The organism is Rhodococcus sp. HM1 (assembly GCF_023218075.1).
GTDB lineage: Bacteria > Actinomycetota > Actinomycetes > Mycobacteriales > Mycobacteriaceae > Rhodococcus.
Map to the genome: position 1 here is coordinate 1 of NZ_JALPTB010000077.1, position 26,015 is coordinate 26,015.

Genomic DNA, 26,015 nt, shown 5'->3' on the forward strand with positions numbered 1-26,015 from the left:
GCCACCCTCTGTCTGGCTCGGCGTCGCGTCGATGTTCTCTATGCCCTCATCCGCGACAACCGCACCTGGCAACCGAGCTTGCCGGGTACCGCTGTTGCGGCTTGACAGGATCATTGAGAGTCCTTTCTACAGGTCCAGCACCAGCTCGTCGGAGCGGGCGCGGGAGACACACAACATGATGGTGGCGCCGGATTCCTGTTCGGCGGCGGTGAGCAGAGAGTCGCGGTGGTCGGGGGTGCCGCACAGCACCCGGGTCTCGCACGATCCGCAGATGCCTTCGCGGCACGAGTTGGGCACGTCGATCCCGGCGTCCTCGAGGGTTTCGAGGATCGACCGGTCCGGGGCCACGGTCGCGGACACGCCGGAGCTCTCGCACACCACCTGGAAGGAGGCGTCCTCACCGGCGGTGGCGATGCGTTCGGGGGCCTTGAATCGTTCGAGGCGGATCGCACCGTCCGGCCAGGCCGGCGCGTACGATTCGACGGCGGCGAGCAGCCCTTCCGGTCCACATGTGTACACGAGGGTATCCGGTCGCGGATTCTCCAGCAGCGCAGCCAGATCCAGCATTCCGTCGCGGTCCTCCGCGACGACGCGCACGCGGTCTCCGTAGCCGGCGAGTTCGTCGAGGAACGCCATGGTGGAGCGGTCGCGGCCACCGTAGTGCAGTTCCCACTCGGCGCCGGCGCGTTCCGCCTCGGTGATCATCGCCAGGATCGGGGTGATGCCGATCCCGCCGGCGATGAACAGGTAGCGCGGGGACGGCAGGAGCTCGAAGTTGTTGCGCGGCAGGCTCACCGCGACGGTGTCGCCGGGGCGCAGGGTCTCGTGGACGCGGCGCGATCCCCCGCGCCCGGATTTCTCGAGCAGGACCGCGACGCGGTAGCCCGTCTTGTCGTCGGGGTCGCCGCACAGCGAGTACTGGCGGACGTGGCCACCGCCGAGATGAAGGTCGAGGTGCGCTCCGGGTGTCCAGCGCTCGACCGCGGCGCCGTCGGGATGTTCCAGCCGCAGGGAGACGACGCCGGTGGACTCGATCCGCATCTGACGGACCATCAGGTCGACGGTGTCTGCAGTCATGTTTTCCTCCGGGGAGATCAGTTCAGCGCTTATTAGTTTAGCGCTAAGATGTTATCCGCGCCACAGTCGCCGGGAAGTTTTTCCGGGTGCTAGCCGACCGGTACGGTGACCGGCGGCGTGAAGGGCGTCGGCATCGGCCCGTAGGCCGCGAGATCGACCTCCACGAGCACGGGCGCCTGCCGCGACACCGCGTCGGCGAGAACGTCGTGGGCCTCCCCGGCAGCGGCGATGCACCGGTACTCGACCCCCACGGCTCGAGCGAGCAGCGCGAAATCCGGGGTTGCCAGATCGACCGCGTACGGTCGCTCACCGGCCCCGATCTGCATGTTGCGCAGCACCCCGTAGCCGCCGTCGTTGCACACGAGCAGCACCAGCCACGGCTTCTCCTGCGCCAGGGTGAGGATCTCCCCCAAGTGCACGGCCAGTCCCCCGTCGCCGACGAGCGCGAGCGTCGGGCGGGACTCGTCCGCCAGTGCGGCGCCGATCGCCATACCGAGGCCCTGCCCGATGCCACCGCCCCGCGGGAAGACGTTGGCGCGCGGGTCGTACATCGGCAGCAGGCGATTGCCCCACGAACTCGACGCGATCGTCACATCGCGCGCCACGACGGCATCGCGAGGCAATGCCGCGCGCACGGCGTCGCACAGCACCGCATGGTCACCCAGCCCGGCGCGCTGCGTCGCGCGCACCCGGTCGCGGGTCTCGCGGGCCCGCGTCGTCCAGTGCTCCTCGACCGCATCGCCGAGTCCGTCGAGGCGCCCCGCGGCAGCGAGGAACGCACCGATCTCTCCCACCACGGGCAGATCCGCCGGGAAGACGCGGCCCGGCGCGGCCGGGTCGAGGTCCACCTGAATATGACTCGCGGGCATGGGAATCGAGTAGTCACCGGTTTCGTTCGACCGGAAGTGCGTGCCCAGGGACAACACGAGGTCGGCGTCGGCGAGCAGCGCCCGCCCGAGCGGCGACGTCGCGTAGTTGCCGATGCACAGAGGGTGATCCTCGGGCACCGCACCGCGGCCGGAGTTGCTGGTCAGCAGCGGAACACCCCACCGTTCGACGAGGGCGGTCAGCGCGTCCCCTGCTCGCGCCGCTCCGCCGCCCGCCCAGATCACCGGGCGCCGTGCCTGTTCCATGGCCCGCAGCGCCTCGTCGAGACCGGTCGGCGCGGCGGCCGCCGGTTCGGCCTGCGGCACCTCCGCGGTCACCGGGCACTGCGCGTACTGCAGGTCGATGGGCCACTCGACGCTGGCGGGACCGCCGGGCGTGGCGAGCGCGTGGGCGACCGCCTCGCGCAGCACCTTCGCGGCGCTGTCCGCGTCGCGGATGGTCTCGGCGTAGGCCGAGACCGCGGTGAGCATCCCGAGCTGGTCCTTGGTCTCGTGGATGAATCCGCGGCCCGACCCGAGGTAGCGGGATTCGACCTGCCCGGTGATGTGCAGGACCGAGGTGCCGGAGGCGAGCGATTCGATCAGCGAGCCCGCCGCGTTGCCGGCACCGGTTCCGGTACTGGTCAGGGCGCAGCCGAGTCCGCCGGTGGCGCGGGCGTATCCGTCGGCGGCGTTGACGGCGGTCGCCTCGTGCCGCACCGGTACGAAGCGCAGTTGCCTGCTCACCGCCTCGACGAGGGGCTGGTTGTGGACGCTGACGATGCCGAAGACGGTGTCGACTCCGGCGTCGCGCAGCACCTGCACCAGCAGGTCCCCGCCGTTGCCGCCGGCTCGCGATTCGCTGGCCATGGGTTTCCTTTCAGACATAGCGCGCGACTCCGCCGCACACGTCGATGCTCGTGCCCGTCACGTACGACGAGCGGGGTGAGAGCAGGGTGACGACGAGGTAGGCGACCTCGTCGGCGTTGCCGAAGCGGCCGAGGCCGATCCCGCGGTCTGCGGCGATCTCGGCTTCCCACTCGGCGAAACTTCCGGTGTATCCGGAGGTTTCGTAGCGGCGCCGCCACTGCCCGGTGTCGACGAGACCGAGGGCGACCGAGTTGACGCGGATCGCCTCCGGAGCCAGTTCCAGCGACAGGGACTTGCTCAGGTTGAGCAGTCCCGCGCGGGCCGCGCTCGTGGTGACCAGCCGGGTCTCGGGCTGGCGGGCGAGGACCGCCGAGATGTTGACGATCGACGGTGCCGGCGACTTGCGCAGCAGCGGCAGCGCGGCGTCGACGGTGTTGAGCACGCTCGAGAACTTGAGGTCGAACTCGTCGCGCCAGTCGTCGAGGGTGGTCTCGGCGCGCGGTTTCATCCGCGAGTTGCCCGCGTTGTTGACCAGGCCGTCGAGGCCGCCGAAGGTGTCCTGGGCGCGGGCCACCAGGTCGGCGACCGCGTCCCGGTCGCGGACGTCGCACGCCGCAGTGAGGATGCGCTCGCGTCCGTCGAGGTCGTCGAGGGCCGCGTTCAGGCGGTCGACGTCGCGGGCGCAAGTCACGATGTTCGCGCCCTCGCCGAGCAGCATCCGCACGGTGGCGAGGCCGACGCCGGAGCTTCCTCCGGTCACGAGATAGGTGCGATTGTTCAGAAGCAGGTCCACGACCCGGTCCTCTCAGGTGCTAGTGCAGGACGAATCCGCCGTCGACGACGAGTTCCTGCCCGGTGATGTACGACGCCTCGTCGCCCATGAGGAAGGCAACGGCTCCCACCAGATCCGCGGGTTGCTGCGGCCGCGTCAGGGCCCGGTTGAGCCGGTACAGGTCGTGCCGGTGCTGCGGAACATATTGTGCCGATTCGCTTTCCGTCAGTCCGGGCGAGACGGTGTTCACGGTGATCGCGTACGGTCCGAGATCGCGAGCCATCGTGCGGGTCAGCGCGGACACGCCGCCCTTGGACGCGATGTAGTGCGTGAGCCTCGGGGAACCGTAGTGCGCCGCGTCGGATCCGATGGTGACCACGCGGCCGCCGCCGCCCTCGATCATCGAGGGCACGAGGGCCCGGCAGACGAGGAACGTGCCGCGCAGGTTCACGTTCAGGACGCGGTCCCATTCCTCGATCGGCAGTTCGTGCACGGCCTTGCCGCCGACCCCGTCGGCGAGCGCGGCGTTGTTGACCAGTCCGTACAGCGGGCCGTGTGCGGTGACCCGGGCGGCCATCTCGTCGACCGAGCCGGCGTCGGCGAGGTCGACGTGGACGAACTGTGCCGCGATCCCGTCGGAGCGCAGTTTCGCGGCGGCGTCCGTGCCGCGGTCGGTCGCGACGTCGGCGATCCACAGCGTCGCGCCGTCGGCGCCGAGGCGGCGGGCGATCGCCAGGCCCAGGCCGCGCCCGGCTCCGGTGACGACGACGGTACGGTCGTCGAGGGCACCCACGGGTCAGTCCCGGGAGACGCCGAAGACCGCGGAGGTCTCGGGGTAGGTGGGGACCTGCGGCTTCTGCGTGCCGATGATCACGCAGAACAGCGCGTCGGTGGTGCCGGTGTTCTTCAGGCTGCGCGGCACGCCGGCCGGCACCACGATCATGTCGCGGTAGCCGAGGGTTCGCTTCTCGACGACGCCGTCGCGGTGGATGCCCACCTCGACCTCGCCCTCGAGGACGAAGAAGGCTTCCTCGGCGTCGTGGTGGGTGTGCTCGGGGCCCTCGGCGCCGGGCGGCAGCAGCATGTTCGAGAACGTGAAGCCGCGGGAGCCGATGGTGCGGGTGTCGTTCTCGTGGTTGCCGGTGGCGCCGGAGCCGACGTAGCGGATCTGGGCGCGCCGGAACTGATCTCCGGCCTTGGTCTGGAAGCCGAGGGTGTCCCAGTCCTCGTGGCGGGTGCCGCGGGTGAGGATGAGCGAGTCGGTGAATTCCTTCAGGTCCGCGGTCGCGTAGTCGAGTGTCATGGTGGTTCTCCGTTTCTTCAGCGGGTTCTTCAGGGGGTCGAGTGGTTGCTCAGGCGTTCGGTGATTCGCACGAACGATTCGATCCAGGCGCCGAACGCTTCGGGTCGTTCCTGGTTGGCGAGATGACCGGCCCCGCGGACGGTGACGAACACCGCGCCCCGGACGCCGCCGGCGAGAACCTGGCTCGCCGGGATGCCGGTGACGGTGTCGGCGTCCCCGCACAGCACGAGCGTCGGAACGTCGATCTTCTCGAGGTCGCCGGTGTGGTCGGTCGCGGCCATCGACTCGGCGGCGTGGCCGTAGCCGGGCAGCCGCACCGATTCGGCCATGATCGCCGTCGCGCGGTCGACGAGGTGCCGGGGAGCGTCGGCCGACAGCAGCCGCGGGGCGCGACGGCGCGCGAAGTCGGCCGGTCCGCTGCGGTCGAGGTCCGCGGCCCGCGCCCGCATGTTCTCGGCGCTGTCGGGGTCGGCGCCGGATCCGACGGACGACGCGCCGAGGATCAGGCTGCGCACGAGTCCGGGGTGCCGCAGCGCCAGCCGGGTGGCGAGTACACCGCCCCAGGACATTCCGAGGATGTGTGCGCCCGCGTCGCCGCACCGGTCCCGGACGATGTCCGCAGCGGCGTCCGCGTAGTCGTCGAGGTCGAGTGGGCGCTCCGGATCGTCGCTGCGGGCGTAGCCGGGGGCGTCCCATGCGATCATGCGGAGCGATTCGGCGAGTCCGGTGAGCTGCGGGGCGAAACTGTCTGCACTGCCGCCGATTCCGTGCAGCATCAGCACGGCGGGGCCGGTGCCGCGTTCGACGACGTGAATCATGATGCCTGCATCTCGTCGAGGCGCGCGAACACGCCGGGGTCCGGGATGCCGGCCATGTGCTCGCGGACCTGCCGCGACGGCGGGCCGGCGGTGCCCCACAGGTCGGACAGCTCGGGGACGCGGCGCCACACGCGGCACAGCCACCGGTCCTCGTCGACCTGCGCGATGCCGGAGGTGTATTCGCACACCAGGCCCGCGGGGTCGGCGAAGTACGAGAAGGTGTTGTCGCCGGGGCCGTGCTTGCCGGGACCCCACAGCGGCAGTTGCCCGTGGTGGCGCAGTCGGCCGATGCCGCGCATGAAGTGGTCGACCGTCGGCATCTCGTAGGCGACGTGGTTGACCGACGCCCATTCGGCCTGGTTGAACGCGATGCTGTGGTGGTCGGAGTTGCACCGCAGGAACGCCATCTGGTGTTCGGACCAGTCGGAGACGCGCATTCCGAGCACGTCGCAGTAGAACTGCACGGACGCGTCGATGTCGACGGTGTTGAGCACGACGTGCGTGACCCCGACCGGCACCGCGTCGTCGCGAACGAGCGCGGGAACGGCGAGGGTGTCTGCGACGAGTTCGAGGACCCGGCCTTCCGGGTCGACGATCCGCAGTCCGTATCCGCCGCCGGCGTCGTCGATCGGTCCCGGCCCGTGCACGACGGGGATGCCGCGGGCTTCGACCCGCCGGGCGGCCTCGTCGACCTCGGCGGGGGTCGCGACGGCGAAACTGATGCGGCCCAAGCCGTTTCGCTCCGCTTGCGTGAGCTGCAGGACGTGGTGCTGCTCGCCGGTGCCGCGCAGCCACGCGCCGGTGGTGCCCTGTTCGACGACGCGCAGTCCCCAGACCTCGGAGTAGAACTCGGCGGATTCGGCGGCGGCGTGGGTGCGCAGCTCCACCGAGCGCAGGCGGCGCAGCCAGGCGATGGGTTGGTTCATGAGAATTGCCTTCCAGTGGCGAATGTCATTTATCTTAGCGCTAAGATATTTGCTTGTACAGGTCCCCGGCCGGAATGATTCCCGGGACCGGGGAACCGGACGAGGCGGTCAGTCCGCCCAGGTGTCGGGGGCGTCGTCCAGACCGAGGTACACGCTCTTCTGCCGCGAATACGCCGCGATGCCGGCGCGGCCCTTCTCGACCCCGAGTCCGCTCTCCTTGACGCCGCCGAAGGGCGTCGAGATGCTGAACCGCTTGTAGGTGTTGATCCACACCGTGCCCGCCTCGAGACGGCGCGCCAGTCGCCAGGCCCGGCGGTAGTCACGGGTCCAGATGCCGGCGGCCAGTCCGAACACCGAGTCGTTGGCCTGCGCGAGCAGATCCTCTTCCCCGTCGAACGGCAACGCCACCAGGACCGGCCCGAAGATCTCCTCCCGGCACACCCGGGCGTCGTTGGTCAGCCCGTCCACGACGGTCGGCAGGTAGTAGGCGCCGCGCGCGAGTTCCGGGTCGTCGGGAATACGTCCGCCGCACAGGATCCGGCCACCCTCCTCCCTGGCCAGGTCGACGTAGGCGGCCACCGAGTCCCGGTGCGAGGGGTGCACGAGCGGACCGACCTGGGTGCGCGGATCCCGGCCGTTCCCGACCCGCAGCGCGCGGGTGCGCCGGACGAGTTCCCCGAGGAATCGGTCGTAGAGCGTGCGGTCGACGAACAATCGTGAGCCCGCGATGCAGCTCTGTCCGGACGACGAGAAGATCCCGTACATCACGCCCGCGACGGCCGCGTCGATGTCGGCGTCGTCGAGCACGATCGTCGGCGACTTCCCGCCCAGTTCCAGCGACACCGGCATCAGCTTCTCCGCGGCCGCGTGGGCGAGGGCGCGGCCGGTGCGGGTGCCGCCGGTGAACGTGACCTTGCCGACCTGCGGGTGCCGGACGATCGCGTCGCCGACGATCGAGCCCTTGCCGGGCAGGACCGACAGCAACCCGGGTGGCAGTCCGGCGTCGTGGACGATGCGGGCCAGCGCGAGCGAAACGAGCGGGGTCCACTCCGCCGGTTTCAGGACGATCGCGTTGCCCGCCGCGAGGGCCGGGGCGATCTTCTGGGCGTCGCTCGCGATCGGCGAGTTCCACGGGGCGATCGCCCCGATCACGCCGATCGGCTCGTGCACGCTCATCGACAGATAGTTGCCGCGCGGGGCGGTCAGGTCGTCGTCGGTGGTCTCGAGCACCGCGGCGAAGTAGCGGAAGGTCCCGGCCGCGCTGGCGACCAGCGCCGTCGTCTCGCCGAGCGCCTTGCCGGTGTTGTAGCTCTGCAGCAGGGCGAGCCGCGCGCTGTGCCGTTCGATCCCGTCGGCGATGCGGTGCAGGTGCCGTGCCCGCTCGTGGGGCAGCAGCGCGCGCCACGCCGGGTCGGCGGCGGCTGCCCGGCCCGCGGCGACGGCGTCGTCGACGTCGGCGGCGGTGGCCTGGTGCACGACCTGGAGGACCCGGCCGTCGGCGGGATCGACGACGGAGAAGGCCGGTCCGGTGGCGCGGCGCCAGGTGCCGCCGACCGCGATCTCGTCGGGGACGGGAACGAAGTCAAGGGTCGGGGGGTGGGCAGCCGTGGCGGGACGAAGGTCTGCGGTGGTGGTCACTGGGAGATCTCCTCGAGTGTCTTCTCGCGGGTCTCGACCGCGAACAGGCCGACGACGACCGCACCGACGAGTGCGACGGCGCCGAAGGTTCCGAACACGAGCGCGAGGGTTCCGCCGGCGCCCATGATGCCGCCGACGACCAGGGGTCCGACGATGATGCCGAGCCGGCCGGCGGCTCCGCCGATCGCGCAGCCGATGGCACGCATCCGGGTGGGGTACAGCTCGGCGGTGTAGACGTACAGGGCCATGTTGACGGCGAAGACGAACAGGGCCGCACCGGCGGACCACAGCAGGACCGACATCGCCGATCCGGTGCCGGTCGCGGCGAGCAGGAACAGCAGGGCGGCGCACAGCACCATCGACGCGGTGATGCAGATGCGGCGGCCGAGATTGTCGATGAGGAACGCGACGATCAGGCAGCCGATGAGGCCGGCGACGGTCGTGAAGATGCTGTAGTGCAGCGCGGTGTCGACGCCGACGTCGAAGACGGTGCTGTAGAGGGTGGGCAGCCAGGATGCGATGCCGTAGTTGACGAAGTAGGCGCAGCCCCAGATGGCGGCGAGCATGAGCGTGCGACGCAGGTAGATGCCCTGGAACGCCTCACGGAAGCGACCGCGGGTGGTGTCGGCGGCGATCGGGGTGAGGGGTTCGGGCTCGGGCAGCGTCTTTCCGTACCGCTCGGTGATCTCGGTTTCGATCCGGCTCATCGCGGCCTCGGCCTCGTCGTGCATGCCGCGGGAGGCGAGCCATCGCGGGGATTCGGGCAGCTTGAACAGCGCGGGGAGCAGCAGGATCGGGACGGCGCCGAGCGCGAACAGGATTTCGTAGCCGAATCGGGGTACGACCCAGGCGGAGACGATCGCCGAGACGACCAGGCCGATCGGGAAGATCACCTCGTACAGCAGGACGAATCGTCCGCGGTTGTGGGCCTTGGTGATCTCGCCGATGTAGGTGGCCGCGACGGGGACTTCGGCGCCGAGGCCGATGCCCTGCACGAACCGGAACATCAGGAACAGCATCAGGGAGTCGGTGAACGCCATGCCCAGGCTCATCACCGCGTACAGCGCGAGCGATCCGATGATCACGTTCAGCCGGCCGACGCGGTCGGCGAGCCAGCCGCCGCCGAGCGCGCCGACGAGCATGCCGAGGCCGCCGATGGCGATCACCCAGGCGACGGATGCCGGGGTGAGATTCCATTTGGGGATCAGCACGGGAAGGGAGTACGCGATCATCAGCTGGTCGAATCCGTCGAAGAAGGTGACGGCGCCGACGATGACGCGCGCTTTGACGTGCCAGCGGCTCATGGGGAGCCGTTCGAGCCTGGCACTGATCGTCTCGGTGGTACTGGACATGTGTGTCGATACCGGTGTCATCGGGGTCCTCGGTCTCGGAAGCCAGATACTTAAGTCCTTAAAGACTTACCGCTAAGATGTAACCTGGCACACTCCCGATCCGTCAACCATTGACTTTCAATCGAGGATGACATATAGGCGACTGCTTCATCGGGGATGTCGCCGAGTGCGTGAAGAAACACGAGAAAGGGGTCCGGGCATCGTCACCGGGACGGCCCACCCGGATCCCCGTCCGCGGCAGCCGACACGATCCGGAGGAATTCGGCAGGCACCGCCGCCCACTCCTCGCGCCAACGCCCCGACTGCTGGTCGTCGCGGAGCGCCCGCAGCAGGCCCACGACATCAACGCCCCCGTCGGGCAGGAAACGGACCATCCCCTGCTCCGCGCACACCGCCGCGGCCTCGGCGAGGCGTACCTTCGCCTCCTCGACCCGACCTCCGGCGATCAGACAGCTCACGAGAAGCCTGATCGCCGCCAACGTGGATCGACGACGCTCGGTTCCGACGAGCATGTCGTACCAGTGCCGCGCCCACGCCAGGGCGCGTTCGGTTGCAGCGCTCGACCCCCGCTTCAGCAACAATCGAATCGCCGAGTCGTCCCGGACCTGGGCGGTGATCTGCGCAATCCCGTCCATCGACGATGCATCGGTGAAGGTCTGCGGAAACGACGCTCCGGCGCCAGGAGAAAGCCCCAGCAGGATACGTTCGTTGTCGACTCGGGCACGGAGTCGGTCCAGTCCCAGCACTTGCGCCGCCCGCGCGCCCGCCTCGAGATGTTCTGCGGCGGCCGCACGGTCCCCACGGTGCGCCTTGACGGCGGCTCCGACCACATAACGTGCGATCATGAAGTCGACCACTCCCCCTTCGGAGCCGAGCTGATAGCTCTCCTCGATCAGGCGTTCGGCCTCGTCGACTTCTCCCTGTGCATAACGCAACTCACCTAGTAGTGCGCCCGCGAGACGGGAGGCGTGAGAGTGCGCACCGCCCACCCGCCGGGCGGACTCCACAGCGTTGACGAAATGGAGTTCGGCCGCGGCCAGGTCGAGTTGTTCGAACGCCGCAATTCCCGCGAACGCGGCCCCGTACATCACCGTGAACGGACCGCTCATGCTCGCGTGATATCGCCGCGCCCAGTTCTGCAGCGGCATGACCGCGGCGTAGTCGAATCGGTAGATCAGGCAGAAGGTCTTGATGTTCGCTGCCGCCGTGACCGCCCACGGACGCACCGCGTCCGAATTCTCGAGGGCCTCCTCGACCAGTGTTTCGACACCGCTCGTGCGGTCGGCATAGATCTCGAGCGCCGCCTCCGCGACCGATGCCTCGACCCGGATGCTGTCGCGTTCGGAAGCGTCCAGGTTTCCCGCGTCGAGGGTGGGACGGATGCGGTCGAATGCGGCGCGGGCCGGACCGACGTGATGGAGCAGGAGATTGGCCCATGCGACTGCGAGTTGGAGGGCGGCACTGCCCGCTACGGCATTCGGCGGTAGTTTGGCTACGAGACCCAGCAGTGTCGACATCTGCGAATGCTCGAGCAGGTACGTTCGGTGCCTCACGACGTACTCGACGGCCTGATTCTCATCGCCCGACGCCAGGGCATGATCGACGGCCTCACTGAGGAAGTGGCGGTCCGCGAACCAGCGGGCTGCTCGCCGGTGGAGGTCGGCGATACGCTCGGGGCTACTGCGCTCGAGGCGCCGGCGAAGGAACTCCGCGAACAGGTGGTGGTAGCGGAACCATTCACCCTCGTCGTCGATCCGCCGAAGGAAAAGGTCACGGCGCTCGACGTCTTCGAGCCATGACTGGCCGTCGGGCACGTCCGCGAGCGCCGAGGCGAGATCCCCGCTGATTCGTCCCGCCACAGAGGTGGCCATCAGGAAATCCAGCAGCGCAGGTTCGAGCGTGTCCAGCACGTTCTCGGCCAGGAACGCACCGATCGCACGATGGCGTCCCGACAGGCTACCGATCATGTGCGCCGGGTCCTCGCAGCCACGCAGGGACAACGACGCGAGTTGGAGCGCCGCAACCCAGCCGTCGGTCGAATCGGTCAGGTCCTCCACCTCACGTTCTCCCAACAACAGCCCGCCCAGGTCGACGAGGAACTCACGCGATTCCGTCGCGTCGAACCGCAGCGCTTGCGCGTCGATCTCGAGCACTTGATCGAGGACCTGCAATCGACTCAGAGGCAATCCAGATCGCGTCCGGCTCGTCACCACGACCTGCAGTTGCGCACAACAGTTTTCGAGCACGAAAGCAACTGCGTCCTGAGTCTCGCGGCTGCTCACTCGATGCCAGTCGTCGAGGACGACCGCCACCTCGGTACCGGCGTCGTCGATCTCGTTGATCAGTGTCGACAGCACATAACGTGTGGCTTGGTCACCGTGCTCCTGGAGCACTTGCCCGAGCGTCTGAGCCAGGCCGGGTCGCACCAGCCGTATCGCGTCGACCAGGTGCGACAGGAACCAGACCACGTTGTTGTCGTCAGGATCGATGGACAGCCACGCGACCGCGGTTCCCTCCGCCGTCAGCACCTCACGCCACTGCGCGGCGAGAGTGGTCTTTCCATACCCTGCCGGAGCATGGATCAGGATCAGTCGCCGCCCCTTTCCCGAACGCAGGACCCCGACGAGTCGACCGCGCTCGACGAGTGGACGGTTCGGGGTCGGCGGCCGGTACTTCGTCGACGGAGCCGGCGGCATCGTTACCGATCCACTCCAGTGCCGAATGGCCTCGGTCCGATCCGGCATGCGCGGCTGTCGATACGGTGCCTCACGGGTAGATCCGTCCTCGGCGGGTTCCGGAACGAACAGGTCGACAGCAGTCAGGGCGTGATCTTCCGCCACGCGCTGCAGATCCCTGCCGAACTCGAGGGCTGTACTCGGGCGCGCGGACGGATCACGCTGCATCGCATGCTCGATCGCGGTGATGACACCCGCCGGAATATCCGTTCCATCCAGGCTGGGACTCAGGTGGTCACTGATACGCACGAACTGGGCCACCAGGTTCTCGCCCTCGCGACGCTCGAACGCCGCGTGGCCGGTCACAGCGCAGAACAATGTCGCGCCGAGGCTGTATACATCCGAAGCCGGGGACGGCGCCTCACCCCCCAGCACCTCCGGCGCGGTATAGGCAGGAGACCCGGTGATGATGCCGGTGGCGGTTTCGAATCCACCCGCAACCCGGGCGATTCCGAAGTCGGCCAGACAGGGCTCGCCGTAGTCGGAGAGCAGGATGTTCGAGGGTTTGACGTCTCGGTGCAGCATGCTCGCGCGGTGCGCCGTCTCGAGTGCACCGGCCATCTTGACGCCGACCGACAGCGCCTCGCGCCAGCCGAGGGGGCCGCGCCGACGAATGCGTGCATCCAGGGATCCGCGCGGGTAGTACTGCATCACGATGTAAGGACGCCCGCTTGCGGTGGTGCCGCAGAAATGAACGTTGACGATGTTCGGATGCCCGGACAGGCGACCCAGCGCCCGTTGTTCACGCAGGAATCGCTCGAGGTTCTCCCGGCTCAGTGCCCCGGTGAGTACCTTGACGGCCACGGTTCGGTCGAGTGTGGGTTGCCGACAGCGCAGCACGACTCCGAATCCACCGCGGCCGATGACCGTCGGCTCCTCGAAGCCTTCCGATTGCAGGTCCGAGGCAAGAAGCGCATCGACGTCGGCGGAGTCGCCGGCGTCATCGGGCGTCTTCATCGACGCGCCCTTCGGATCGACGACTCGCCCTCGCGGAGTGCATCCGCGTGGCGAAGCCGGCCCCACCTTTGTGCATCGTAGATGTGCGCAACCATGACGACCGCCTCTTACGTCGGCACACAGCGCCGGTGCCAACGCCCAGTCTACTTTGCCTCCGCGACCTCGGTAGCGCCGCGCGCCCGCCCCGTCAGCACCGGCCCGCGCTTCCGATGCGCCTGTCCGCAGCAGCCGACGGTACGCGTCCGTGCCCGGTCGGGAACGGGCGGTCTTCCTTTCGTACCGAGTTGGCGCACAGCATGATTCGACGTAGCCGGTCGAAATCTCGATGAAGCTCGGTTCTACCGTAGGACCGACGCACGAGCAGATGGCCGATCCGCGCCAGGTAGTTCTTGCGAGCCGACGTGGTCATGATGGTTGCGAATCCGACAGCGGTCGGTTCTTCTACGGAAGCGCGGGGAACGACTCCGTCGCGACGCCATTGCCGACCGCACGGATAGTTCCCGTCGATCCGACCGGACGGTGCGATCGAGAGCATGGACGAACGTGCGGCTACGAATGTTCGATCGGCGGTAGGAACGGATCGCGTAGCCGGCGACCTGACCGCGCGAGCCACCGCGTTCGAGAGCCGTGAAAACGAACCGGACCGAATGCCGTTATTCCACAACATATTTCATTGTGAACACGGGATTGCTGCGTCTGCGGAAGAGGTGCAGAACCTCATTTCGGAGGCACGATTCGCGGCCACCCCATATCCCCGAAACGTCGGCGAGCTCGTACGGCTTCCGCCTGCGCATCATCTCGTCGGATACACCCTCAACGGCCCAGATGCTCACAGGGCGATGTTGCCAACGGCAATCGAAGTCTTCACCCGCCGTCGACATGGGCAGGGCCGTCGACGCACAGATGTGCTCCGGACGGCCGCTCGTCGATTCGACGCCGAAGCCGGGCGGGTGAAACAAATCTTGCTCGGCACAAGGGGTGGTCGTGATGCCGGCTGCTCGAGTCATCCCTGGGCGTGCGACGACGGGTCCGGCGGACCGCCGGCTCGCAGCCGTGCGACAGTCAGGGCTGCAGACAGCGCGGTGATGCCCGCGAGGGTGAACGGGCTGTGTGGGGAGATCTCGGCGATTCGGTTCAGTCGATTGTTCACCGTGTTCGGATGCACGCTCAGGCGGCGCGCGGTGCGTTGCCGATCGAGGTCGCACTCGAAGTAGGTCTGCAGCGTGGTGCGCAGTTCGTCGTGGCTCAGCACCGGTTTCGCGGCGGCGATCAGGTGGTCTAGACCGGGGCCGGGGCGGCTCAATTGGTGAGCCATGAACACGTCGAAGAGTCGATAGAGGCCGGGACCCCGGCTCAAAGCACGCACCAGATCGAGAATCTCGTCGGCCTGCTGAGCGGCGGTCGTCACCCCACTGATGGCGATGTCCTCCACCACGGCCGCCGTAATCGTGGAACCGGCCGCGGATTCCAGGCCGGCGACGAATCGGCCCAGTCGTTCGGCGCTTCGCGGGTCTTCGCCGGACCGCGGCACGAAAACGTAGCCCCCTCCGCGGTCGAGCAGTGACAGCGTCGCGGGACCTCCTCCGGTACGCAGCAGAGCCAGCATGCGATGCAGACGTCGTCGCTCGGCCACCTCCCGCGCCTCCGCGTCGAGGCCGCTGTCGGCGGAGGACCCGAGGCGTACCGCAAGGACGTCGTAGCTCCCGGCGAGGGTGATGTTCAGGCGTTCCGCGTCCGCCCGCGGATCCTGACCGAGCAGAAGTAGTCGTGCGATCAGGGGAACGGCTCCGGACCGTTCCTCGGTCAGGGTTTCCTGCTCCGCTAGATACGCGGCGACGATCTCCGCGAGGAAGATCTCTTGCAGCCGCATCACCGCGAGCCCGATCCAGGCCAACGCTTTCGATTCGCCCGCGTTCGCGATACACCCGGACTCCTCGAAAAATTCCTGGAAGCCGTGCTGCCAGACATGGAGAAGCAGGGTCAGCGGTACACCTTCGCGGGCCCGTTGAGCCGCACGATCACGAAGCAAGGCCAGGTCCTCCCGGCCGGGATTGGTGCCGGTTCGCAGGCTCGCCAGCACCATCGGAAAGGTGCGTCGTGCGATCGCCGGCATTTCGGCATCGAAGATCTCGGGCGGGAAAAGCGTGGTGGTCACCGCGGTCCGCGTGGTGCGTAGCGATATATCGGCAAGCCGATTCCCCAACTCGCCGAGTATCCGGTCGACTCCCTCCGGGCGCGGTTCGGGGTCAGGGACGTTCTGGAAGTACTTCACCACCCCGATTGTGCTACTGCACACCTGCGTGAGGTCGGAGTTGCGGCAAGACACAGCGGCGTCGACGGTGATCGGCGACACACTTTTTCCATGACGACAATCACACCTCGGACCAGATTCGCTCGCATCCCCATGGTGGGCGCCCAGGGCTATCCGCGCCTGCACTTCGGTACCCGTGAACTGCGCCGCACCGCAGGTGAGCAGCTTTTCGACCAGAGCTACGAACGCCTGACCCTCCGCCCCGTGGGCGTCACGATCGGCGCCCTGGTGGAAGGCGTGGACCTGGGTGAGATCGACGCAGAGACGCATCTCGAGTTGCACCGGGCCCTGCTCGAATGGAAGGTGCTGTTCTTCCGCGATCAGCATCTGACTGGGGCCGAACACATCGCTCTGGCGAACCTTTGGGGTGATATCGAAGCCAACGACTTCTTCCCGAACGGTGAGGCGCAGGAGATCTCCCGGCTGGCCAAGGATGACACCGCGGTAGGGATGGAGAACATCTGGCACAGCGACACCTCCTTCCGGAGTGATCCGTCCATGCTGTCCATTCTGCGAGCCATCGAGGTGCCCGAGATCGGCGGCGAGACGATGTGGGCGGACATGGCGGCCGCGTACGACAACCTGCCCGACGAAGTGCGCGAGCGCATCGACGACCTCACCGCGACGCATACGTTCGTCAAGTCGTGGGGTCTGACGATGACCGATAAGGCAATCGCCGAAATGGAGCGCATTCATCCACGCATCTCACACCCGGTGGTCCGCACCCACCCGGAGACCGGCCGCAAGTTCCTGTACGTCAACGAGCCCTTCACCGAAGTCCTCGACGGCTTGCCCGGAGACGAGGCGGACGCCCTGCTCGACTATCTGCTGTTCCAGGCGCGGGTGCCCGAGTACCAGGTGCGTTTCCGGTGGGAACCCGGCTCGGTCGCGATCTGGGACAACCGCATCACCCAGCACTACGCCGTCAGCGACTACTTCCCGCAGCGCCGGGTTATGGAGCGGGTCACCGTAGTCGGTGACCAGCCGTTCTGATCGCACACGGACACAGGAGAAGACTGAACATGATCGAGTACGACACGCTGTTCGTGGACGGTGCGCAGCAGTCGCCGGTCGGAGCCGACACCATCACGGTGATCGGAGCCGCCACCGGTGAGGTAATCGGTAGGACGCCCGCGGCCGCGGGAGCCGACGTGGACATCGCCGTGGCGGCGGCCCGCCGGAACCTCGCCGACGGAGTCGGCTGGGCGGGCTGGGACTCCCATCGGCGGGCCGATCTGCTGGATCGCATCGCCGACGAGGTGGAGGCCCGCGGCTCCGAAATCGCTGCACTGGTCGCGCAGCAGAACGGGATGCCGATCACCACCGCGATGGCTGTGGAGGTCGCGATCCCGATCGCGGTGTACCGCTACTACGCCGAATTGGCCCGGAACACCGTGTTTTCCGAGGTGCGGCCAGGCCTGCTCGGCGGCAGCGCCCGCGTCGATCGGCTCCCGGTCGGGGTGATCGGGGCGATCATCCCGTGGAACTACCCGAACCTGCTCACCGCCTTCAAGGTCGCGCCCGCGCTCGCCGCCGGGTGTGCCGTGGTGATCAAACCCAGCCCGGAGACGGTGTTGGACACCTATCTGTTCGCCGATGCCGTACGCGCTGCGGGCGTGCCGCCCGGCGTGATCTCCATCGTGCCCGGCGGCCCCGGGATCGGCCGCTACCTGGTCGGGCACCCCGGTGTCGACAAGGTCACGTTCACCGGATCCACAACGGTAGGCAGAGAGATCGGAGCCCGCTGCGGGGAGCTGCTGCGGCCGGTGACTCTGGAGCTCGGCGGGAAATCAGCCGCAATCCTGCTGGACGATGTCGATCTCGCCGCCAACGCCGAAGGCCTGCTTCAGGCGACACTGCTCAACAACGGGCAGACGTGCGTCGCCGGCACCCGCATCCTGGCTCCGCGCAGTCGGTACGCCGAGGTGGTCGACTTTTTCGCCGACCTCTGCCGCAGCGCGGCGATCGGGGATCCGCTCGATCCCGGCACCGTTTTCGGGCCGATGGTGACCGAGGCACACCGGGCCCGCGTGGAGCGGTATATCGCGCGTGGCGTGGCCGATGGTGCCCGCCTGGTGTCCGGTGGCGGTCGCCCGGAGCACCTGGACCGCGGCTGGTTCGTACTGCCGACGGTTTTCGCCGATGTCGACCCCGCAAGTGTCATCGCCCGGGAGGAGATCTTCGGGCCGGTCCTCAGCGTGCTGCCGTACGACTCGGTGGACGAGGCGATCGCGTTGGCCAACGACAGCGATTACGGCCTCGCCGGCACGGTGTGGACTGCGGATCCGGATTCGGCCCGTCCGGTCGCCGACGCCATCGACTCCGGCACCTTCGGAATCAACTACTTCATGCTCGACCCGGTCGCGCCGTTCGGCGGCACGAAAGCCAGCGGCCTCGGCCGCGAACTCGGCCCCGAGGGCCTCGCGGCCTGCCTGAAGGCGAAGACCACCTACTCGGCAGTCTGACACCCCTCCCGGTCCCGAGTCCCCTTCCCCAGCCCACATCCTCCGCACTGTGCCCGAAGGAGCATCACCGTGTCCCTCACCCTTCATCCGCAGGTAGCTCCGCCAGGCAGTGCCTATTCCACCCGGAGGGCGTGGCTGATCACCGCCATGCTGGCGTTGTTCATGTTGATCAACTGGGGGGACAAGTCCGTTCTCGGACTCACTGCCCACACCCTGATGAAGGATCTGGGTTTGACTCCGTCCCAGTACGGATTGGTCGCCAGCTCGTTCTTCTTCCTGTTCGGGCTCGGAACGGTGCTCGGTGGTTTCCTCGTTGATCGGATCAAGACCAAGCCGATGCTGCTTGCCATGGCCGTGGTCTGGGCGATCGTCCAGTTCCCGGTACTCGGCGGCGCGTCCTTCGGGGTGCTGCTGGTCTCCCGGATTGTGCTCGGGTTGGCGGAGGGGCCGGCGACGCCGGTTGCCCTGCACGCGGTGATGAAGTGGTTTCCGGACGAGCGGCGTGACCTGCCGAACTCCATCGTGCTGGCTGCGACGGGCCTGGGTCTGCTGGTCGCCGCGCCGGTGATGGCGCTCGTCCAGGTCCACTGGGGGTGGCGCTGGTGCTTCGGCGTGCTCGCTATCGCGGGCCTGGTGTGGTCTGTTGTGTGGCTGCTGGTCGGTAGGGAGGGGCCGTACGACAAGCCCGCCGACAACGCGGCAGCCGAGTCGGGGGGTGCCACCGAGACCCACGCGACCGGGGCCGCTTGCGCGGTCACGGGGCGAGTATCGTACTGGCGACTGTTCTCTGCTCCCACCTGGATCTGCTTCGCGCTGGCCGGATTCGGCTGCTATTTCGTGACTGCGGTGCTCACAACCTGGCTTCCGACGTATCTGGAATCGGTGCGCGAGATCAGCACCATCTCCACCGGCAATTGGATCGCGGCCACCGCTGCGACGGGCGCGGTGGCGATGTTCGGCCAAGGTGTGGTGTCGCGGACACTGATTGCCCGCGGTCTACCGACCCGGTGGGCGCGAGCCGGTGTGGCCGGGATCGCGGTGGTGATCGCCGGGCTCTGCATGGTGGGCTTCGTATTCGCCGACGGTACGCTGCAGCTCATCCTGATGCTGCCTGCATTCAACCTGTTCACCGCTACCTTCCCCGCATCCAGCGCGGCCGTCGCCCAGATCACCCCGGTGGGGCAGCGCGGAGCGGTACTGGGCGTGCTGTTTGCGTTCCTCGGCGCCGCGGGGGTCATCGCACCGTTCCTCGCCGGCCGCCTCATCCAGGCCGCACACCAGGCGGCATCGGGCTACCACACCGTTTTCCTGATCGGAGCGGTTCTTCTGATCGTGTCCGGACTTGCCGTGACGTTGCTGGCGAATCCGGACCGGGATGCCATCCATCTCGCGGAGCGAGCTGCCCACTGACCCGGACGATCGACTCGATCCGCCCCTCCATCTCATCTTCCTTCTTCCGGCACTCACGACGCCGAACGACTACGCAGGAGCAGCACCATGACCATGATCACCGGACATCGATCCACTCACGGCGACGACTACCAACTCAACACCAGTACGCTGCTGCGGCATTCGGCACGTACCTACCCGGAACAGGAAATCGTGTACCGGACACCTGACGGGGGTTGGGACAGGTACACCTACGCCGACGCCTACACCGGGGTACAACGCGCTGCGAACGTACTCGAGGCGCTGGGCGTGCAGCCGGGAGAGGTGGTGGGGATCCTGGACTGGAACAGCCGCAGGCATTTCGAGCTGTACTGGGCGATCCCCGGCACCGGAGCAGTGATGCTGCAGATGAACCTTCGGCTCTCACCGGAGGACCTCGGGTACGTGGCCGCGCACAGCGGCGCTTCGGTGGTTCTGGTCGACGAATCGTTGATCGGCGTGGCGGAGGCCATCGCACCGCACGCCCCCGGCGTCCGCCGGTGGGTGATCATGGCCGATCGCCCGGTCACCGAGATCGAGACCACGTTGCCGGCTGTGGCCGATTACGAGCAATCGGTGAGACAGGTGCCCTCGGAATACCACTGGCCGGTGATCGACGAACGGTCCGCATACAGCGCCTGCTACACCACCGGAACCACCGGGCGACCGATGGGCGTCTACTATTCGCACCGCGGCATCTGCCTGCACACCATGGCGCAGGCCGCGAACCTGCTGATGTCCGCTGAGGACACCGTCATGATGATCACCCCGATGTTCCACGCACAGAGCTGGGGTCTACCGCAGTCGGCGGTGTACACCGCGGCCCGCATCGTTCTGCCCGGGGCGTACACCGCCGCGGATATCGGAGTGCTGGTGGACGCAATGATCGCCGAGACAGTGACAGTGGCGAACGGCGCACCGGCGATATTCGGGCCCATGCTGGAGTACATCCGCACCCTGGACATCAAGCCCGACCTGAGCCGGACTCGGCTGCTGTCCGGATCCACCGAGCCGCCACTCGCGCTCATGCGTGGCTTCCACGACGAGGTGGGCGCGGACGTGATCCATGCCTACGGCGCCACCGAGACCACCCCGACCACCTTTGTCAACCGCGGCGTGAAGTTTTCCCTCGGTGGCCTTTCCGAGGATGAGAAGTGGGACCTCAAACGCTGCCAAGGTCTTCCGGTGAACGGAGTCGATGTGCGGATCGTCGACGGTCAGGGGCACGAACTTCCGCACGACGGCGTCAGTATCGGCGAGGTATGGCTGCGAGGACCGTGGATCACCACGAGCTACTTCGGACGTGAGCCGGATCCCGATCAGTTTGTGGACGGCTATTGGCGCAGTGGTGATCTCGGCACGGTCACACCGACCGGCCATCTCAAACTCACCGACCGGCTCAAGGACGTGGTGAAGAGCGGCGGCGAGTGGATCTCGTCCATCGACATGGAGAACCTGATCATGATGCACCCGCGAGTCACCGAGGCCGCGGTAGTGGCGGTTCCGCATCAGAAGTGGCAGGAGCGACCGCTGGTGCTGGTCGTTACGGCTGACGGAGAGGACTTGCCCCTGCGGGAGGTACAGGAATTGCTCGGCACGCGGTTCGCGAAGTGGCAGTTGCCCGATACCGTCCTCGTGCGGTCCGACCTTCCTCGCACCAGTGTCGGCAAGCTGGACAAGAAGTCTCTCCGCGTCGAGTACCGCGACATCTATTCGGCCACTCAGCCGGCGTGAATGCAGGGCGCCGGCGCCATAGGCCTTGTCGCGTCACAAGATTCCGACCGCCGCTTCCGCACCCGAAGAGAGATCCGAATCGTGGTATCGACCCACGCACTGGAACCATCACCCACCCTGGAGTTGCCGACGTTTTCCCCTACCTTCCACAAGCGATCCAGCCCGCGATCGCGCGATAGCAGGATCGGAAGCATCCGAGTCCGATCACAGTGCGGCGACGAGATCAGGAAGGAGATCGAACACCTTGTCCCCCAGCCGATCCGGTGCCACCGTCGCGGAATCCTCGGCATCGCTCTCTCCGGCAACGAGCGCATCACGTTCGACGACGTACTCGAGCAACGCGGAGAGGAACACCCCGTCGAGCATCGCGTAGGCAGTATTCCGGTCGTATCGCAATGCCGCACCGGACAATTCGGCATAACGGGTCAGGACACGATCGATCATGTCGCACAATCCCCCGTCGATCGCCGCGACGTCCTCGCGCAGCGCCGGATCGAACATCGACTGGTTGCGCAGGTCGTACCAGAGCCGGTGCATCGGCGCCTCCGTGCGCAGGGTCTCGACGAGCTTGTCGGCGAAACCGCGGCGCAGTTCCTCCGCGGTCCGCGCGGTGGCGACGACCTCGTCGTATCGGGTCATGCACCGCGCCTTGTAGTAGCGGACGCAGTGCAGGATCAGGTCGGTCTTGTCCTTGAAGTAGTAGTGCACGACACCGTGCGAGAACGGCGAATTCTGCGCGATCTCCCGCAGGGAGGTGCGCGCGTAGCCGAGTTCGCCGAGTGTCGCCAGGGCCGATTCGGCCAGCTGCACACGGCGTTCGTCGTACTTGTCCTGCCGACTGCGAATCGACCGACCGGCAGGCGTCGCCAGGGGGTTCATTGCTCGCCAGTCTAGTTGACAGCCAATGAACTTGACAGTCGACAAGAATTCTCGGGCCATTCGTCCGAATCCTTCTTGACAGTCGTCAAGCATTCGGCCACGATGTGATGTACGCCACAATCACGGGCTGCCAGCCGCAGCGAGCCGGTCCACGCACCGGCCCATCTCCCCCTGCTCCGTCCGTACGACCCGCAGACCACACAGGAGATCTCCATGAGCGTGTTCGACCTGACCGGGCGCCGTGCCCTGGTCACAGGCGGGGCCCAGGGCCTCGGCGAAGGAATGGCCAAGGCACTAGCGGCGGCCGGTGCGAGCGTCGTCGTCGCCGACATCCAGGACAGCGGCGCGGACGTCGCCGCAGCCCTGCCCTCCGACGGCGGCCGCAAGCACGGATTCGTCCATCTCGATGTGACCCGGGAAAACGACTGGGAACGAGCGATCTCGGAGACCGCCCAGATCGCCGGGGGCCTCGACGTGCTGGTGAACAACGCCGGCATCGAGATCACGAGCCTGGTCACCGATGTCGAGGTCGATGCCGTCCGGCGCATGCTCGACATCAACATCCTCGGCACCACCCTCGGCCTCAAGCACGGATTGCGGGCGATGCGACCCGGCGGCGCCGCGGGCAACGGCGGCTGCATCGTCAACGTCGCCTCGGTCGCCGCGACGATCGCGTTTCCGGGCATCGCGGTCTACTCGGCCACCAAGTCCGCCGTCGACCGGCTGACCCGCGTTGCCGCGATGGAGAGCGGCAAACTCGGCTACGGCGTCCGCGTCAACTGCATCTATCCCGGTCTCGTCCCCACCGCGATGGGCGCCGGACTCGCGAACGACATGGCCGCCATCGGGCTCTTCGGCTCGGCCGAGGAGGCGGTCGCGGCCGTCGTGGACCTGACCCCGTCCGGGCGTCTGGGCACCGTCGAGGACATCGCGGACACCGTGGTGTTCCTCGCCTCGGACGCAGCACGATTCGTCAACGGTGTCGGCCTCCCGGTCGACGGCGGCATGGGAATGTGAGGAGCGGACCCATGAGCACACCGAACCCGGCACACGCCGCCCGCCGCGTCGTCGTCTACGGCGCCTCCGGATACACCGGCCGCCTCGTCTGCGAGTTCCTGCGCCAGTTCCGCATTCCGTTCGTCGCGGCCGGCCGCGACAAGGCGAAGGTCGACGACTCGATGCGCACGCACGTGCCCGGCATCGAGACCGCCGACTTCGAGGTGGTGCAGGTCGAGCACACCGTCGAGGCGTTGACCTCGCTGTTCGAGGATGCCGACGTCGTCCTCAACACCGTCGGGCCGTTCTCCGATCTCGGCCCCGAGGTGGTGCAGGCCTGCCTGGCCGCGGGCACGCACTACACCGACACCACGGGCGAGCAGGACTGGCTCATCACATGCGACGAACAGTACGGCGCGAAATTCGCCGACGCCGGCCTGCTCCTCGCCCCCGGGATCGCGCAGATGTACACCACCGGTGAGATCGCGGCCCAATTGTGTCTGGAGACACCGGGTCTCGACACCCTCGACATCGCCGTGTTCTGGGGTGGCAGCCCGACCATCGCCTCGACCCGCACGATCCTGGTCAACGCCGCGACGTCCGCGGCGCATTACCTCGAGCAGAACGAGTACGTCCCGTTCGATCCCGGACAGGGACTCGTCCCCCTCGTCGTGCCCGGTCAGCACGAACTCGCGCAGTCGCTGCCGTGGGGTGGCACGTCGCACCCGGTCTGGTTCCGCCGCGACCCGCGCGTCGCGAACGTCAAGGCGCAGGGCGGCGTGTTCAATGCGGCTCTGATGCACGGGGTTCCGCAGATCGTCGCGCAGGCGCTCGAGGCGACCAAGGACATGACGCCCGAGGACCGGGACGCCGCGCTGACCGCCACGGCCCGGCAGGTCATGAACGTCATGCCGCCGCGCGAGAATCCCCGCGTCAACAAGTCACTCGACTCGGTGCACGCGTCGGGCCCGCTGGGCCGCGCGCACTGCGTGATCCACGGCAACAGCAACTACCAGCAGACCGGTCTGCTCCAGGCGTTCGCGGCCCATTGGCTGCTCCAGCAGCCCCCGAAGCGGGTCGGATTCGCCAGCGGGTGCCAGGCATTCGGCCATCACGACCTGCTCGGAATCCTACGGAGTTTCGGACTGGTCTCGAAACCTGTTCTGACCGTTCAGGATTGACGATGCGGATCGTCGACTACCTCGACAAGGGCGCGTCCGTCGGACCGGACCGGCCGTGCTTCACGACCGACGGCGACACGTGGACGTACGCGACGGTGCAAACCCTCGCGAACGACGTGGCCTGTGCGCTCGTGACGCACGGTGTGCGCAGCGGCAGCAAGGTCGCCGTGCTGTCCGGCAACGATCCGCTCGCGTTCGCGTGCGTGTTCGGCATCAGCCGAGCCGGCGCGGTGTGGTGCCCGATCAACCCGCGCAACGAGGCCGCCGAGAACCGGGAGATCCTCGACCGCTTCGACTGCGAGGTGCTGCTGTACGCGTCGGCGTACCGCGACCTCGTGGACCGCATCCGCCCGGATCTGCCGGCGATCCACACCTGGGTGCAACTCGACGGCGACCCCGGTCCCGACGCGCTGAGCTGGGAATCGTTCCGCGCCGACGCGCTCGAGGGCGCCGTCCAGGACGCCGCGCCGCCGGACGACCTCGCGATGATCGTCGGCACCGGCGGCACGACCGGGCGCCCCAAGGGAGTGCAACTGACCGGCACCAATCTCGAGACGATGACGGCGCTCACGCTCATGAGCTATCCGTTCCCGTCCCGCGGGGACCGTCCGGTGTATCTCGCGCTGGCGCCGCTCACCCACGCCGCCGGCGTGCTGTGTTTCCCGGTGCTCGCGTCCGGCGGCGAGATCGTCATCATGCGCACCCCCGACGTCGGGCAGTTCCTGCGGCTGATTCCCGAGCACCGGGTCACGCACACGTTCCTGCCGCCGACCTTGATCTACATGGTCCTCGCGCATCCGGACCTGGACGCCACGGACCTGTCGAGTCTGATGTGTTTCTGGTACGGCGCGGCCCCGATGAGCCCGACCCGGCTCGCCGAGGCTTTGGACCGGATCGGGCCGATGGCACAGTTGTTCGGGCAGACCGAGGCGCCGATGATGATCTCGGTGCTGCCGCCGGACGAACACCGCCGACCCGACGGGTCGATCGCCACCGAGGTCCTCAGCTCAGCCGGACGGCCGACTCCCCTCGTGACCGTCGCGGTCATGGACAAGGACGGGACGTTGCTCCCGACCGGGGAACGCGGGGAGATCGTCATCCGCTCGTCGCTCGTGATGTCCGGCTACTACAAGAATCCCGAGGCCACCGCGGAGGCGAGCCGGTTCGGGTGGCACCACACCGGCGACATCGGCTATCTCGACGAGTCGGGGCTGCTGTTCATCGTCGACCGCGCGAAGGACATGATCATCACCGGCGGATTCAACGTGTACTCCACGGAGGTCGAGCAGGCGATCCTCGCGCACGACGCGGTCCAGGACTGCGCGGTCATCGGCCTGCCGGACGACAAGTGGGGCGAACGCGTCGTCGCGGTGGTCCAGCCGCAGCCCGGACGCAGCGTCGACCCGGCCGAGCTCACCGCGTTCGTCAAGGAACGCATCGGATCGGTGAAGGCCCCCAAGCAGATCGAGGTGTGGCCGGATCTGCCGCGCTCGAAGGTCGGCAAGGTCCTCAAGACCGACATCAAGGCCGCGTTCGGCTGATCGCCCGCGGCGTGGCGCACAGGCACTTCGAGCATCCGGCAGACGTGAGCGGCGTGGCGCGCGCGTCGCGGCGGGTGTGATGCGGCACAGGGCCATAGCATTCGCATGGATCACACATGCACATGCCCCCGGTGCTGAGAAGGAGCCACCCACCCGTGACCACAAC

19 protein-coding genes are annotated in these 26,015 nt (G+C 67.7%); 7 read left to right on the plus strand and 12 right to left on the minus strand.

Features of this window, described 5'->3' with window-relative positions; all coding sequences use genetic code 11:
- Positions 1 to 126: 126 nt before the first annotated feature.
- The 11 genes from M1M07_RS27490 to M1M07_RS33130 all read right to left on the minus strand — a co-directional run bounded on the left by M1M07_RS27490 (position 127) and on the right by M1M07_RS33130 (position 15,667).
- On the minus strand, positions 127 to 1,077 hold the full coding sequence (locus tag M1M07_RS27490) for a PDR/VanB family oxidoreductase (protein WP_197254256.1): 951 nt from the start codon (positions 1,075 to 1,077) through the stop codon (positions 127 to 129).
- A gap of 89 nt (positions 1,078 to 1,166) precedes the next feature.
- Positions 1,167 to 2,813: a thiamine pyrophosphate-binding protein gene (locus tag M1M07_RS27495; RefSeq protein ID WP_248676211.1), complete on the minus strand. Its 1,647-nt coding sequence runs from the start codon at positions 2,811 to 2,813 to the stop codon at positions 1,167 to 1,169.
- Between the two features lie 10 nt (positions 2,814 to 2,823).
- The gene (locus M1M07_RS27500) at positions 2,824 to 3,606 is read right to left on the minus strand and encodes an SDR family oxidoreductase (protein WP_197254260.1); all 783 of its coding nucleotides are present in this window, start codon (positions 3,604 to 3,606) and stop codon (positions 2,824 to 2,826) included.
- 19 nt (positions 3,607 to 3,625) lie between these two features.
- On the minus strand, positions 3,626 to 4,378 hold the full coding sequence (locus M1M07_RS27505) for a 3-oxoacyl-ACP reductase family protein (RefSeq protein WP_197254262.1): 753 nt from the start codon (positions 4,376 to 4,378) through the stop codon (positions 3,626 to 3,628).
- Positions 4,379 to 4,381: 3 nt separating this feature from the next.
- Entirely contained in the window at positions 4,382 to 4,888 is a 507-nt protein-coding gene (locus M1M07_RS27510; protein WP_197254263.1) for a cupin domain-containing protein, read from the minus strand.
- Between the two features lie 29 nt (positions 4,889 to 4,917).
- Entirely contained in the window at positions 4,918 to 5,706 is a 789-nt protein-coding gene (locus M1M07_RS27515) for an alpha/beta fold hydrolase (RefSeq protein ID WP_248676212.1), read from the minus strand.
- On the minus strand, positions 5,703 to 6,632 hold the full coding sequence (locus M1M07_RS27520; RefSeq protein ID WP_197254271.1) for a VOC family protein: 930 nt from the start codon (positions 6,630 to 6,632) through the stop codon (positions 5,703 to 5,705). Before M1M07_RS27520 ends, M1M07_RS27515 begins: the two co-directional genes overlap by 4 nt.
- Before the next feature lie 108 nt (positions 6,633 to 6,740).
- A complete protein-coding gene (locus M1M07_RS27525; protein WP_248676213.1) occupies positions 6,741 to 8,270 on the minus strand; it encodes an aldehyde dehydrogenase family protein in 1,530 nt (509 codons plus the stop codon).
- Entirely contained in the window at positions 8,267 to 9,643 is a 1,377-nt protein-coding gene (locus M1M07_RS27530; protein ID WP_308200870.1) for an MFS transporter, read from the minus strand. Before M1M07_RS27530 ends, M1M07_RS27525 begins: the two co-directional genes overlap by 4 nt.
- A gap of 182 nt (positions 9,644 to 9,825) precedes the next feature.
- Positions 9,826 to 13,314, minus strand: a complete 3,489-nt coding sequence (locus tag M1M07_RS27535; RefSeq protein ID WP_197252560.1) for a serine/threonine-protein kinase — start codon at positions 13,312 to 13,314, stop codon at positions 9,826 to 9,828.
- A gap of 1,003 nt (positions 13,315 to 14,317) precedes the next feature.
- Positions 14,318 to 15,667 (minus strand): helix-turn-helix domain-containing protein, encoded by a 1,350-nt coding sequence (locus M1M07_RS33130; RefSeq protein WP_248676215.1) that lies wholly within the window; start codon positions 15,665 to 15,667, stop codon positions 14,318 to 14,320.
- A gap of 9 nt (positions 15,668 to 15,676) precedes the next feature.
- Between M1M07_RS33130 and M1M07_RS27545 the strand changes: the two genes are divergently transcribed.
- The 4 genes from M1M07_RS27545 to M1M07_RS27560 all read left to right on the plus strand — a co-directional run bounded on the left by M1M07_RS27545 (position 15,677) and on the right by M1M07_RS27560 (position 21,252).
- The gene (locus M1M07_RS27545; RefSeq protein WP_248676216.1) at positions 15,677 to 16,618 is read left to right on the plus strand and encodes a TauD/TfdA family dioxygenase; all 942 of its coding nucleotides are present in this window, start codon (positions 15,677 to 15,679) and stop codon (positions 16,616 to 16,618) included.
- 29 nt (positions 16,619 to 16,647) lie between these two features.
- Positions 16,648 to 18,090 carry an aldehyde dehydrogenase gene (locus M1M07_RS27550; protein WP_197252562.1) on the plus strand — a complete coding sequence of 481 codons (1,443 nt, stop codon included), beginning with the start codon at positions 16,648 to 16,650 and terminating at the stop codon, positions 18,088 to 18,090.
- A 69-nt stretch (positions 18,091 to 18,159) separates the two neighbouring features.
- Positions 18,160 to 19,500, plus strand: coding sequence for an MFS transporter (locus tag M1M07_RS27555; protein ID WP_197252563.1), 1,341 nt, complete (start codon positions 18,160 to 18,162; stop codon positions 19,498 to 19,500).
- 87 nt (positions 19,501 to 19,587) lie between these two features.
- Positions 19,588 to 21,252: a long-chain-fatty-acid--CoA ligase gene (locus tag M1M07_RS27560; protein ID WP_197252564.1), complete on the plus strand. Its 1,665-nt coding sequence runs from the start codon at positions 19,588 to 19,590 to the stop codon at positions 21,250 to 21,252.
- Between the two features lie 204 nt (positions 21,253 to 21,456).
- Here M1M07_RS27560 and M1M07_RS27565 read toward each other — a convergent pair whose 3' ends face one another.
- The gene (locus M1M07_RS27565) at positions 21,457 to 22,131 is read right to left on the minus strand and encodes a TetR/AcrR family transcriptional regulator (RefSeq protein WP_197252565.1); all 675 of its coding nucleotides are present in this window, start codon (positions 22,129 to 22,131) and stop codon (positions 21,457 to 21,459) included.
- A 213-nt stretch (positions 22,132 to 22,344) separates the two neighbouring features.
- Here M1M07_RS27565 and M1M07_RS27570 point away from each other — a divergent pair, with 213 nt between their 5' ends.
- The 3 genes from M1M07_RS27570 to M1M07_RS27580 are packed head-to-tail and all read left to right on the plus strand — an operon-like array spanning position 22,345 to position 25,849.
- Complete coding sequence (locus M1M07_RS27570) at positions 22,345 to 23,148, plus strand: SDR family NAD(P)-dependent oxidoreductase (protein WP_197252566.1); 804 nt, start codon at positions 22,345 to 22,347, stop codon at positions 23,146 to 23,148.
- An 11-nt stretch (positions 23,149 to 23,159) separates the two neighbouring features.
- Positions 23,160 to 24,308 carry a DUF5938 domain-containing protein gene (locus M1M07_RS27575; protein WP_248676217.1) on the plus strand — a complete coding sequence of 383 codons (1,149 nt, stop codon included), beginning with the start codon at positions 23,160 to 23,162 and terminating at the stop codon, positions 24,306 to 24,308.
- Positions 24,309 to 24,310: 2 nt separating this feature from the next.
- Entirely contained in the window at positions 24,311 to 25,849 is a 1,539-nt protein-coding gene (locus tag M1M07_RS27580) for a long-chain fatty acid--CoA ligase (RefSeq protein WP_248676218.1), read from the plus strand.
- The last annotated feature ends 166 nt before the right edge of the window (positions 25,850 to 26,015 follow it).

Coding starts and splice junctions, on each gene's coding strand:
- M1M07_RS27570 (WP_197252566.1), top strand. CDS start 22,345: ATGAGCGTGTTCGACCTGACCGGGCGCCGTGCCCTGGTCACAGGCGGG.
- M1M07_RS27580 (WP_248676218.1), top strand. CDS start 24,311: ATGCGGATCGTCGACTACCTCGACAAGGGCGCGTCCGTCGGACCGGAC.
- M1M07_RS27575 (WP_248676217.1), top strand. CDS start 23,160: ATGAGCACACCGAACCCGGCACACGCCGCCCGCCGCGTCGTCGTCTAC.
- M1M07_RS27560 (WP_197252564.1), top strand. CDS start 19,588: ATGACCATGATCACCGGACATCGATCCACTCACGGCGACGACTACCAA.
- M1M07_RS27535 (WP_197252560.1), bottom strand. CDS start 13,314: ATGAAGACGCCCGATGACGCCGGCGACTCCGCCGACGTCGATGCGCTT.
- M1M07_RS27490 (WP_197254256.1), bottom strand. CDS start 1,077: ATGACTGCAGACACCGTCGACCTGATGGTCCGTCAGATGCGGATCGAG.
- M1M07_RS27510 (WP_197254263.1), bottom strand. CDS start 4,888: ATGACACTCGACTACGCGACCGCGGACCTGAAGGAATTCACCGACTCG.
- M1M07_RS27515 (WP_248676212.1), bottom strand. CDS start 5,706: ATGATTCACGTCGTCGAACGCGGCACCGGCCCCGCCGTGCTGATGCTG.
- M1M07_RS27550 (WP_197252562.1), top strand. CDS start 16,648: ATGATCGAGTACGACACGCTGTTCGTGGACGGTGCGCAGCAGTCGCCG.
- M1M07_RS27520 (WP_197254271.1), bottom strand. CDS start 6,632: ATGAACCAACCCATCGCCTGGCTGCGCCGCCTGCGCTCGGTGGAGCTG.
- M1M07_RS27495 (WP_248676211.1), bottom strand. CDS start 2,813: ATGGCCAGCGAATCGCGAGCCGGCGGCAACGGCGGGGACCTGCTGGTG.
- M1M07_RS27530 (WP_308200870.1), bottom strand. CDS start 9,643: ATGACACCGGTATCGACACACATGTCCAGTACCACCGAGACGATCAGT.
- M1M07_RS27565 (WP_197252565.1), bottom strand. CDS start 22,131: ATGAACCCCCTGGCGACGCCTGCCGGTCGGTCGATTCGCAGTCGGCAG.
- M1M07_RS27545 (WP_248676216.1), top strand. CDS start 15,677: ATGACGACAATCACACCTCGGACCAGATTCGCTCGCATCCCCATGGTG.